Origin of the sequence: Raineyella sp. W15-4 (assembly GCF_033170155.1) — a bacterium.
In the GTDB taxonomy this organism is placed as follows: Bacteria; Actinomycetota; Actinomycetes; order Propionibacteriales; family Propionibacteriaceae; genus Raineyella.
On sequence record NZ_CP137079.1, the window covers coordinates 744,384 to 755,722 of the forward strand.

8 protein-coding genes are annotated in these 11,339 nt (G+C 72.9%); 6 read left to right on the forward strand and 2 right to left on the reverse strand.

Annotation, left to right across the window (positions count from 1 at the left end; genetic code table 11):
- Position 1 precedes the first annotated feature (1 nt).
- Positions 2–1,375, forward strand: a complete 1,374-nt coding sequence (gene glmM / locus R0145_RS03485; RefSeq protein WP_317839025.1) for a phosphoglucosamine mutase — start codon at positions 2–4, stop codon at positions 1,373–1,375.
- Between the two features lie 9 nt (positions 1,376–1,384).
- On the opposite strand, the gene coaA is transcribed toward glmM, so the two are convergent.
- The gene (gene coaA / locus R0145_RS03490) at positions 1,385–2,368 is read right to left on the reverse strand and encodes a type I pantothenate kinase (RefSeq protein ID WP_317839026.1); all 984 of its coding nucleotides are present in this window, start codon (positions 2,366–2,368) and stop codon (positions 1,385–1,387) included.
- 115 nt (positions 2,369–2,483) lie between these two features.
- Between coaA and glmS the strand changes: the two genes are divergently transcribed.
- The 4 genes from glmS to alr all read left to right on the forward strand — a co-directional run bounded on the left by glmS (position 2,484) and on the right by alr (position 7,398).
- Complete coding sequence (gene glmS / locus R0145_RS03495) at positions 2,484–4,328, forward strand: glutamine--fructose-6-phosphate transaminase (isomerizing) (protein ID WP_317839027.1); 1,845 nt, start codon at positions 2,484–2,486, stop codon at positions 4,326–4,328.
- A 12-nt stretch (positions 4,329–4,340) separates the two neighbouring features.
- Positions 4,341–4,700 carry a holo-ACP synthase gene (locus R0145_RS03500; protein ID WP_317839028.1) on the forward strand — a complete coding sequence of 120 codons (360 nt, stop codon included), beginning with the start codon at positions 4,341–4,343 and terminating at the stop codon, positions 4,698–4,700.
- A 41-nt stretch (positions 4,701–4,741) separates the two neighbouring features.
- Positions 4,742–6,169, forward strand: a complete 1,428-nt coding sequence (locus R0145_RS03505) for a bifunctional ADP-dependent NAD(P)H-hydrate dehydratase/NAD(P)H-hydrate epimerase (protein ID WP_317839029.1) — start codon at positions 4,742–4,744, stop codon at positions 6,167–6,169.
- 65 nt (positions 6,170–6,234) lie between these two features.
- Positions 6,235–7,398, forward strand: a complete 1,164-nt coding sequence (gene alr, locus R0145_RS03510) for an alanine racemase (RefSeq protein ID WP_317839030.1) — start codon at positions 6,235–6,237, stop codon at positions 7,396–7,398.
- A gap of 3 nt (positions 7,399–7,401) precedes the next feature.
- On the opposite strand, the gene R0145_RS03515 is transcribed toward alr, so the two are convergent.
- Positions 7,402–8,538 carry a glycosyltransferase family 1 protein gene (locus R0145_RS03515; RefSeq protein ID WP_317839031.1) on the reverse strand — a complete coding sequence of 379 codons (1,137 nt, stop codon included), beginning with the start codon at positions 8,536–8,538 and terminating at the stop codon, positions 7,402–7,404.
- Positions 8,539–8,957: 419 nt separating this feature from the next.
- On the opposite strand from R0145_RS03515, the gene R0145_RS03520 reads away from it, so the two are divergent.
- Complete coding sequence (locus R0145_RS03520) at positions 8,958–11,237, forward strand: DEAD/DEAH box helicase (protein WP_317839032.1); 2,280 nt, start codon at positions 8,958–8,960, stop codon at positions 11,235–11,237.
- The last annotated feature ends 102 nt before the right edge of the window (positions 11,238–11,339 follow it).

Below are 11,339 nucleotides of genomic sequence, written 5' to 3' on the forward strand. Positions count from 1 at the left end.
CGTGGGTCGTCTCTTCGGCTCGGACGGTGTTCGCGGGCGCGCGAACCAGGACCTCACGGCGGAACTGGCGCTCGATCTGGCGGTCGCGGCGGCCCACGTCCTCGGTGAGGGCGGCGGTCACCGCCGCCTCAAGGCACTCGTGGGTCGCGATCCCCGGATCAGCGGCGAGTTCCTGGAGTGCGCCGTCGTGGCTGGGCTGGCCAGCACCGGCACCGACGTCGTCCGGGTCGGTATCGTGCCGACCCCCGGAGTCGCCCATCTGGTGCGGGAGAACAACGCCGACATCGGGATCATGCTCACCGCGAGCCACAATCCGATGCCGGAGAACGGTCTCAAGTTCTTCCGCGTCGGGGGCTGGAAACTCGATGACGCCCAGGAGGACGCCATCGAGGCGCGGATGCTCGATTCCTGGCAGCGCCCGATGGGGGCGGCCGTCGGGCGGGTGTCCGACGCCCCCCAGCTGGTGGATGACTACACCCATCATCTCGTCTCCACGCTGCGCTCCGCGACCCAGGGCAGCGTCTCGCTGGCCGGGCTGAAGGTCGTCCTCGACCTCGCCAACGGTGCCGCCCACCGCACCGCCCCCGCGGCGTTCCGCGAGCTGGGCGCCGAGGTCGTGGTGATCAACGGCAAGCCCGACGGCACCAACATCAACGACCGGTGTGGCTCCACCCACCCGGCCGAGCTGCAACGCGCCGTCCTCGAGCACGGCGCCGATCTCGGCATCGCCCTCGACGGCGACGCCGACCGGGCGATCGCCGCGGCCGCCGACGGTGACATCGTCGACGGCGACCAGATCATCGCCGTTCTCGCGTTGGCGCTGCAGGAGCGCGGCCTGCTCAAGAACAACGCCGTGGTGGTCACCGCGATGAGCAACATCGGCCTCGACCATGCCCTCACCGCCCGCGGCATCGACGTGATCCGCACCGATGTCGGTGACCGGCACGTGCTGGCGGCGATGCGCGCCGGCGGTCACAACCTCGGCGGGGAACAGGCCGGCCACATCATCCTGCGCGACCTCGCCACCACCGGCGACGGCACCCTCACCGCGCTGCTGCTGATGGCGGTGATGGCCGACACCGGGGCGCCGCTGGCCGAACTGGCCTCGGTGGTCCACCGGATCCCCCAGGTGCTGATCAACGTCCCCGACGTCGACAAGCACCGCGCCGCCACCGACCCCGAGGTGCTCGCCGCGGTGGCGTCGGCCAATGCCGCCCTCGGATCACGCGGCCGGGTGCTGTTGCGCCCGTCCGGCACCGAGCAGGTGGTCCGGGTGATGGTGGAGTGCGAGGACGCCGACCGCTCCCGGGCGGTCGCCGAGGGGCTGGCGGCCGTGGTCGGCGAACGCCTGACGCTGCGCAGCGCCGCCCGCTGAGCCGGCCGGTCAGATCTTGCGGATCCGCACCCACTTCACCTCGTGGTTCACGCCCTTGCGGAGGATCGCCGTGGCCCGGCCACGGGTGGGGCGGATGTTGAGGGCGAGATTCGGGCCGTTGATGGTGTCCCAGATGTTCGCCGCCTGACGCATCGCGCCCTCCAGACTCATCTCGGCGTACCGGCGGAAGTAGGACCGCGGATCGCGGAACGCGGTCTCCCGCAGTGACATGAACCGCTCCAGGTACCAGCTGCGGATGTCCTCGGCGGCCGCGTCGACGTACACCGAGAAGTCGAAGAAGTCGCTCAGCGCCAGCCCGGTGGAGCCGTCCGCGTGCACCCGGGCCGGCTGCAGCACGTTCAGGCCCTCGACCACGACGATGTCGGGCTGGCGCACCACCAGCCGCTCACCCGGCACGATGTCGTACGACAGGTGCGAGTAGACCGGTGCGGTCACCGCGGGACGCCCCGACTTCACGTCCATCACGAACCGCAGCAGTGCCCGGCGGTCGTACGACTCCGGGAACCCCTTGCGGTGCATGATGCCGCGCCGCTTGAGCTCCTCGTTGGGGTAGAGGAAGCCGTCGGTGGTGACCAGCTCGACGTTGGGATGGTCGGGCCAGTTGCGCAGCAGCTCGGTGAGCAGACGGGCGGTGGTCGACTTGCCGACGGCGACCGAACCGGCGATCCCGATCACGAACGGGGTCCGCTTGACGTCCAGCCGCAGGAAGGTGTTGGTGGACCGGTAGAGGTTGCCGCGGTGCCGGAAATGCAGGCTGAGCAGCCGGGTCAGCGGCTGGTAGACCTCGACCACATCGCGCATCGAGGTGGGGTCGCCCAGACCGCGCAGCCGGTCCAGCGTCTCCTCGCTCAGCGGTGACGGCAGCGCGTTGGCGAGTTCCGCCCAATCGGCCCGGCTGCGGTGGACGTACGGTCCGCCGGCCTCCCCCAGGTCCGGTGCGGAGTCGCCCGGTGGCAGCGTCGCGTCTGGCATGGGCGCCATTCTGCCGTGTCCGGGCGCGCCCCGACGCCACCGCCGTGCCGCGGGCAGCCGGGCGGGTACGGTTCGCGGGCACGCGTGGTCCGAGTCGGCCGCTAGGCTGTCACCCATGTGTGGAATCGTTGGGTATGTCGGGCCCCGCAGCGCCCGTGAGGTCGTGATCGAGGGGCTCCGGCGCCTCGAGTACCGGGGCTACGACTCGGCCGGTGTGGCCGTCGTGGCGGACGGACGGATCGCCGCCGAGAAGAGGGCCGGCAAGCTGCTGAACCTCGAGCTGGCGCTGGAGGACAACCCGCTGCCGGAGTCCGGCACCGGCATCGGCCACACCCGGTGGGCCACCCACGGCGCCCCCACCGACGGCAACGCCCACCCCCATCTCTCCCAGGACGGCCGGGTCGCCGTGGTGCACAACGGCATCATCGAGAACTTCGCCGAGTTGCGCGCCGAACTGGCCGCCGAGGGGATCAGCTTCCGCTCCGAGACCGACACCGAGGTCGCCGCGCAGCTGCTCGGTGTCGAGGTCGCCAAGGGCGCCGACCTGCACGCGGCGCTGCTCACCGTGGTCAACCGGCTGCAGGGCGCGTTCACCCTGGTCGCGGTGGACGCCCAGGCGCCGGGCCGGGTCGTCGCCGCCCGCCGCAACTCCCCGCTGGTCGTCGGTCTGGGCGAGGGGGAGAACTTCCTCGCCTCCGACGTCGCCGCGTTCATCGAGCACACCCGCGAGGCGCTGGAGCTGGGTCAGGACTCGGTGGTCGAGATCACCGCCGACGGGGTACAGGTGAGCGATTTCGCCGGACGTCCGGCGGAGGCCAGGCGCTACCACGTCGACTGGGACCTGTCGGCCGCGGAGAAGGGCGGGTTCGACTGGTTCATGCGCAAGGAGATCTTCGAGCAGCCGCAGGCGGTGGCCGACACCCTGCTCGGCCGGCACACCGAGGACGGTGCCCTGACCCTCGACGAGATCCGGCTGTCCGAGGAGGACCTGCGCCAGATCCACAAGATCATCATCATCGCCGCCGGCACCTCGTTCTACGCCGGCATGGTCGCCAAATACGCCATCGAGCACTGGGTGCGGATCCCCTGTGAGGTGGAGCTGGCCTCCGAGTTCCGCTACCGCGACCCGATCGTCGACTCCTCCACCCTGGTGGTGGCGATCTCCCAGTCCGGTGAGACCGCCGACACCCTGATGGCCATCCGGCACGCCCGTGAGCAGCACGCCCGGGTGCTGGCGATCTGCAACACCAACGGGTCCACCATCCCGCGGGAATCCGACGCGGTGATCTACACCCACGCCGGCCCGGAGATCGGGGTCGCCTCCACCAAGGGCTTCACCACCCAGCTGGCCGCCTGCTACCTGCTCGGCCTCTACCTCGCCCAGGTCAAGGGGACCATGTACGGCGACGAGATCGCCGCGGTGACGAAGGAGCTGGAGGGGCTGCCGCCGCTGATGCAGCAGGTCCTGGACAACTCCGCCCCGGTCCTCGACCTGGCCGCCCGGCTGGCCGACCAGCCGTCGGTGCTCTTCCTCGGCCGCCACGTCGGCTACCCGGTGGCGCTGGAGGGCGCGCTGAAGCTCAAGGAGATCGCCTACCTGCACGCCGAGGGCTTCGCCGCCGGCGAGCTGAAGCACGGCCCGATCGCGATCATCGAGCCCGGCATGCCGGTCTTCGTCGTGGTGCCGCCGCGCGGCCGCGACCAGCTGCACGACAAGGTGATCTCCAACATCCAGGAGATCCGGGCCCGCGGTGCCCGCCCGATCGCGCTGGCCGAGCAGGACGATGCGGTGGTCGAGGAGTTCGCCAGCACGGTGATCCGGCTGCCCCGGGTCTCGACGATCCTGCAGCCGCTGGTCGCGGTCATCCCGCTGCAGCTGTTCGCCTGCGAGCTGGCGACCGTCCTCGGCCACGACGTGGACCAGCCCCGCAACCTGGCCAAGTCCGTCACCGTCGAGTAGCGGCTCGCCCGGATGGCCATCGTCGGGATCGGGATCGACGTCTGCGAGGTCGCCCGGTTCGAGGAGATGCTGCTGCGGACGCCCGGACTGGTGGCGCGCCTCTTCTCCGCCGAGGAGGCGCACCACCGGCCGGCCTCGCTGGCCGGCCGGTTCGCCGCCAAGGAGGCGTTCGCCAAGGCGCTGGGCTCCCCGGGCGGCCTGGTCTGGCGCGACTGCGAGGTCCGCAAGACCGCGGAGGGACAGCCCTACTTCGTCACCACCGGCACCGTCGCCGACCTCCAGGCCCGGCTCGGCATCGTCCGGACCCACCTGTCGATGTCGCACGACGGGGGCATCGCGACCGCGTTCGTCGTCTGCGAGGATGACAGGTAGAGGGTGACGGGCCCGAGCCCGTGGGCCCGGAGGAGGTCATCGTGCTGCTCGTCCACTCCGTCGAGTCGATCCGCGCCGCCGAGGAGGAGGCGTTCGCCCGCACCGAGGAGGGCGAACTGATGCAGCGCGCCTCGGACGCACTGGCGACCAGCCTGCTGTGCGATCTGGGGCACACCGACGGGACGAAGGTGCTGATCCTCGCCGGCCCCGGCAACAACGGCGGCGACGCCCTCTGGGCGGGGATGCGGCTGGCCGGGCGGGGCGTCCGGGTCTGGCTGCACGCGGTGGTGCCCGACCGGGTGCACCGGGCCGGCTGGGCGGCCTGCGTCGAGAACGGCGGCACCCCGGTCGACCTCGACACCGCGGTGTCCCTGATGGGCCGGGTGGACCGGATCGTCGACGGCGTGTTCGGCATCGGCGGCCACCCCGGGCTGTCCGGCGAGGTGCAACAGCTCGCGGAGGCGGCCGAACGGTCCGGCACCCCGGTGACCAGCGTCGACCTGCCCTCCGGCCTCGATGCCGACGGGGCACCGGCCCACCCCTCGTTCCGCGCCGAACGGACGGTGACCTTCGGCACCGCCAAGGCCTGTCAGGTGATGCAGCCCGCCGCCGAGCGCTGTGGGCGGCTCGAGGTGGTGGACATCGGCCTGCACTGGGCGGCCGTCGGCGAGGCGGGGGTGCCGATGCTGCGATGCTGGGAGGCCGCCGACGTCGCGGCCGCCTGGCCGGTCCCGACGGTCCGGTCCGACAAGTACTCCCGCGGCGTGCTCGGCGTGGACGCCGGGTCGGCGACCTACCCGGGCGCCGGGGTGCTGGTGGCGTACGGGGCCGCGTACGCCGGCACCGGGATGATCCGCTCGCTGGGCGCCGCCGAGGTGGCCCGGGCGACCCTGGCGGCGATCCCCTCGGTGGTCACCGCCCCGGGCCAGGTCCAGGCCTGGGTGGTCGGCTCCGGCTGGGGGGACCGTCCGGACGGCACCGCGCGGCTGGCGGAGATCCTCGACCAACAGGTGCCGGTGCTGATCGACGCCGACGGCCTGCGCCATGTGCCCGAGGCGACCCTGGCACCACACCACCTGCTCACCCCGCACGCCGGCGAACTCGCCCGGCTGCTCGGTGTCACCCGGAGCGAGGTGGGGACCGATCCGCTGGCGCACGTGCACCGGGCGGCCGAGCGGTTCGGCGCCACCGTGCTGCTCAAGGGCGCCACCCAGTACGTCGCCACCCCGGGCGAACCCACGGTCGAGGTCGCCGTCCCCGGGCCCGGCTGGACCGCCCAGGCCGGGTCGGGCGACACCCTGTCGGGGGTCTGCGGCGCGCTGCTCGCCGCCGGGCTGCCGGCCGCCCGGGCGGCCGTCTGTGGCGCCTCCCTGCAGGCCCTCACCGCGGCGGCCGAGCCACCCCTGCCGCCGCACGCGCTGGCGCAGCGGTTCGGCGCGACGCTGCGGGGGCTGTTGGCCGATCGTTGACGGTCGGCGGGTTGCTGGGCGATCGTTGACACCGCCGCCGTGGGCGACGCGGCAGAATGACCGACATGACTTCCGCCGGGCCCACCATCGACCCCCAGACCGCCAGCGCCCTGATCGACCTCGATGCCCTGCGGGCCAATCTCACCGCCGTCCGGGCCGTCGTCGCGCCGGCTGAGGTGATGATGGTGGTCAAGGCGGACGCGTACGGCCACGGCATGCTGCCCTGCGCCGCCGCGGCCCGGCAGGCCGGGGCGACCTGGCTGGGCGTCGCCGTCCCGGCGGAGGCGCTCGCGCTGCGCGCCGCCGGTGACACCGGGCGGGTGTTCTGCTGGCTGTACGGGCCGGACGAGGACCCGACGGCGCTGATCGATGCGGAGGTCGACGTGTCGGTGCAGAGCCCCGAGCAGGTCGCGGCAGTGGAGCTCGCGGCGGAGCACCTGGGGCGTACGGCCCGGATCCACCTCAAGATCGACACCGGCCTGTCCCGCAACGGCTGCCGCCCCGAGCAGTGGGGCGAGTTGGTCGCCGCGGCCCGGGCGGCGGAGGAGCGCGGGGCGGTCGAGGTCGTCGCGGTGTGGTCGCACTTCGCCTGCGCCGACGAGGTGGGGCACCCGGGCAATACCGCCCAGCTGGAGGTCTTCGACCGGGCGGTCGAGCAGGCCCGGGCCGTCGGGCTGCGCGTCCCGATCCGCCACATCGCCGCGTCGGCCGCGGCGCTGAGCATCCCCGCGGCCCGCTACGAGCTGGTCCGGCTCGGCATCGCCGGCTACGGACTGGACCCGGCCGACGGCACCATCGCGGCGGACGCCGGTGTGACGCTGACGCCGGTGATGACCCTGCGGGCACGGTTCGTGAACCGTAAGCACATCCCGGCCGGCACCGGCGTGTCGTACGGCTATCACTGGCGCGCCCCGGAGGGTGGCGCCGAGCTGGGGTTGGTGCCGCTCGGCTATGCCGACGGGATTCCGCGGCACGGGGCGGGGCGGCTGGAGCTGGCGGCCGGCGGCCGGCGGGTGCACCAGCGCGGCAGCGTGTGCATGGACCAGCTCGTCGTCGACCTCGGGCCCGGGGCGGCCGAGCAGATCGGGGACGAGGTGGTGCTGTTCGGCGCCCCGGATCCGGACGGGGTGGTGCCGACCGCCTCGGACTGGGCGCGCTGGTGCGGCACCATCGGCTACGAGATCGTCACCCGGATCGGTGAGCGGGTGCCGCGGGTGCTGCGCGGCTGAGCGTCAGGCGGTGAGCCGCTGGCGCGACCGCGCCTCGTCGATCGCCTCCCGGTAGTGGCCCATCAGGTCGTCGCACAGGCTGCGCCAGGTCCGGTCCAGCACCGACAGCCGGGCCTCCGCTGCGAAGGCTGCCCGCTTGCGGTCGTCACCGAGCAGGTCGCGGACGTGGCGCCGCATCGAGGCGAGGTCACCGGGCGCGTAGAGCCAGCCGGTGCGCGAGGAGTTGACCAGGTCGATCGGGCCGCCCTTGGCGGGCGCGACCACCGGCAGGCCGGAGGCCATCGCTTCCTGGATCGACTGGCCGAAGGTCTCCAGTTCCCCGGGGTGGACGAAGATGTCCATGCTCGCCATCACCCGGGGCAGGTCCTCGCCGGTGAGCTGGCCGGTGAAGTGCGCGGTCGGCAGGAAGGACTCCAGTTCCCCGCGGAGCGGGCCGTTGCCGACGACGACCAGTGTGGTGTCCGGCAGGTCGGCCAGCGCCTGCAGGTCGCCGATCTGCTTCTCCGGTGCCAGCCGGCCGACGCAGCCGATGATCCGTTCGCCCTCGGGGGCGACGCGGCGGCGCCAGGCCTCGTCCCGCTTGGCCGGATCGAACCGTACGGAGTCCACGCCCCGTCCCCACAGCCCGACCCGCGGGATGTGGTGCTGCAGCAGCTGCGTACGTGACGCGGTGGAGGGGGCCAGGGTCATCGTGGCCTGGGAGTGGATCTGGCGGACCCGCCACCACAGCAGCGTCTCGGCCCCGGCGAAGCCGTAGCGGGCGGCGTACGAGGGGACGTCGGTCTGGTAGATCGCCACCACCGGGATGCCGAGCCAGTTCGCGGCCAGCGCCGCCCGGTGGCCGAGGGCGATGGGAGCCGCCAGATGCAGCACATCGGGGTGGAAGTCTTCGAGCAGGCGCTCCAGACGGAGCTGGGTGGTCCCCGAGACACGGACGTCGTGGTAACCGGGCAGTCCGACGGCTGCCACCGGGATGACCGGGAACCCGGCGTACTCCGCCGGCTCGCGCCCGCCGTTGGCGGGGGCGATGACAATGGCCTGGTGGCCCTCGTCGCGAAGGTACTCCAGCACCCGCATCACGGAGTGGGTGACTCCGTTGATGGCGGGGAGGAACGATTCCGTGAAGATCGCGACCCGCACGTGATGCCCTTTCGTAGACCTCCGGCCAGTCTGCGGTCCCCAGATGGACGGATGGTGACGTACGTCGACGTGTCGCCCAACGTCGGGTGACGAGCTGGCGAACGCCGCGTACTCCGTGGCCAGTGTAGGAGTCGAGGGAGGTCGGGCGTCCCGGGGCTGTGCCGCAGGGCGGTCGGTGTGGGCACCGCACCGATTCGTGGTAAAGACTGCCAGCGGTGTAGCATGAACCATCCGGCGGCGCAGCGCCGTCCGGGACGTAGACGCCCAATGTCGGGCGCATGGGCACGTCTTCCGCTCCCGCACCAGCCGGGTCGTCCGCTGGAAGCGGGTGACCGTCGATCATGATGACGCGCCTATCAGGTCAGGACCCAAGGGTCCAGAAACGAGTCATCACCGTGCCCTACAACGCGCGCCCTTCCATGTCCTCCGGCGGTTCCTCCGCCCGCAAACCCAAGAGTCACAAGGCCGACGGCACCCCCAAGAAGCGGTGGTCCGCCGACGAGCGGGCCGCCCGCGGCCACGGTCCGCGGCACCGCGGCGGCCAGCGGGACGATTCCTTCCGCCGCGAGTACAGCGATGCCCCGGGCCGCGCCAACGGCGAGCGATGGGAGGACCGTCGCGACGACCGGAGTGATCGCTCGGACCGCTCCGACCGCCGCGGGTCCTACGACCGGGACTCCCGCCCGCAGGCCCGCGGTTACGACCGCACCCGCGGCGATGACCGCGACCGGGGCGACAATCGGGGCCCTCGCCGCGATCGCGGGGACCGCAGGCCCGCAGCGTACGACGGGGACGGCCGCTCCTACGGTGAGGACCGCCGGCGCGCCGCGGCCGAGCGCCGGGACCGCACCGGATCCACCCAGCCGCGCGAGGGGAACGAGTCGTCCGGGCGGCGCCAGGGCGGATCGTACGAGCGGCGCCAAGGCGACGGTCGGGACCGGGACCGCGGTGGCAAGCCGTACGCCCGGGACGATCGCCGCGCCCGGGGTGGCAGCTCCTACCGGGAGAACCGGCCGCGTACGTCGGCCTGGGGCCGCGACGTTGACGTTGACGGCGAGCGGTGGGGCGATGACCAGGCACCGCGCCGGCGCCGTGACGAGCCTCGTTTCGAGGATCGGCGTGACGACCGGCGTGGTGGCCACGAACACGACCGCTACCGCGACAGCGGGAACCGCGAGGGCGGTGGCCGCGCCGACCGCTACCAGGGCGACGGACACCGCGCCGACCACCGTCGGGATGACCGCCGTTCGGATGATCGCTACCGCGACGACCGGAACCGCGACCACGGCCGCCGCGACCGTGACGAGGCTCCGGCCGCCCCGCTGGACACCATGGAGTGGCACGAGGCCGATGACGTCGAGGTCGACACCTCGGTGGTGACCGGGGCCAACGGGTTCGCCCGGCTCGGCGTGCCCGCCGCCCTCGTCGCCGTGCTCGCCGGCAAGGGCATCACCGACCCGTTCCCGATCCAGGAGGCCGCCATCCCGGACGCGACGGCCGGTCGGGACGTGCTCGGTCGCGGCCGCACCGGGTCCGGCAAGACCCTCGGTTTCACCCTGCCGCTGCTCACCCGGCTCCAGGAGACCGTCCAGCCGGACGGCACCGCCCGACTGCCGCAGGCGATCATCCTCGAGCCGACCCGCGAGCTCGCGATGCAGGTGGCCGACGTGCTCTCCCCGCTCGCCCGGGCGGTCGGCATGCGGTCCCTGCTGGTGGCCGGTGGCATGTCGTACGATCCGCAGCGGCGTGCCCTGTCGCGGGGCGTCGACGTCATCGTCGCCACCCCCGGCCGGCTGATCGACCTGATCGAGCAGGGGGCCGCCGATCTGTCCGCGATCCGGGTGTCGGTCCTCGACGAGGCCGACGAGATGGCCGACATGGGCTTCCTGCCCGAGGTCACCCGGATCCTTGACGAGACCCCGACCGATGGGCAGCGGCTGCTGTTCTCAGCGACGCTGGACAAGGGCGTCGACGGGCTGGTCAAGCGCTACCTCCACGACCCCACCGTCCACGAGGTCGACTCCGCCCAGGCGACGGTCTCGACGATGGAGCACCACCTCGTCCTGGTCAAGCCCGAGCACAAGGCCGCCGTTACCGCCGAGCTCGCCAACCGCGACGGCCGCACTATCGTCTTCGCCCGCACCCAGAAGGGCGCCGACCGGATCGCCGGACAACTGCGCGAGGCCGGAGTGATGGCCGGCGCGCTGCACGGCGGTCTCACCCAGGGCGCCCGGGCTCGGGTGATGGGTGCCTTCAAGGAAGGCACCGTGCCGGTGCTGGTCGCCACCGATGTGGCCGCCCGCGGCATCCACGTCGACGACATCGGCCTGGTCCTCCAGGTCGACCCGCCGGCCGACCCCCGCGACTACACTCACCGGGCCGGCCGGACGGCCCGCGCCGGCACCGACGGCGTGGTTGTCACGCTGATCCTGCCGCACCAGCGCCGTTCGATGGTGCGACTGGCCCACCAGGCCGGCGTCCAGGCCAAGCCGCAGGAGGCCACCCCCGACGAGGAGTGGCTGTACCGTGCCACCGGCGCCCGCAAGCCCTCCGCCGAACCGATCGAGGACGCGGCGTACGAGGAACTGATCGCCCCCAAGCAGCCCGAGCGGCGGCGGGGCGGCCGCCGCTACGGCGGTGGCCGCCGATCCTACGGCGACCGTGGGTCGTACGGTGACCGCGGGCGGCGCCGGGACTGAGCCCGCACGCCGGGACCCGGCCGCGCGGGGAACGCCCGCACCGCCGCGGCTAGCATGGTTGGTCGGTCGACCGCAGTGCCGTCGGGCCCTGCGGTGATCGAC

Bases quoted from the DNA above. Each gene is read 5' to 3' on its own strand.
- coaA (WP_317839026.1), bottom strand. From the start codon at position 2,368: ATGCCAGACGCGACGCTGCCACCGGGCGACTCCGCACCGGACCTGGGG.
- glmS (WP_317839027.1), top strand. From the start codon at position 2,484: ATGTGTGGAATCGTTGGGTATGTCGGGCCCCGCAGCGCCCGTGAGGTC.
- R0145_RS03500 (WP_317839028.1), top strand. From the start codon at position 4,341: ATGGCCATCGTCGGGATCGGGATCGACGTCTGCGAGGTCGCCCGGTTC.
- alr (WP_317839030.1), top strand. From the start codon at position 6,235: ATGACTTCCGCCGGGCCCACCATCGACCCCCAGACCGCCAGCGCCCTG.
- R0145_RS03520 (WP_317839032.1), top strand. From the start codon at position 8,958: ATGTCCTCCGGCGGTTCCTCCGCCCGCAAACCCAAGAGTCACAAGGCC.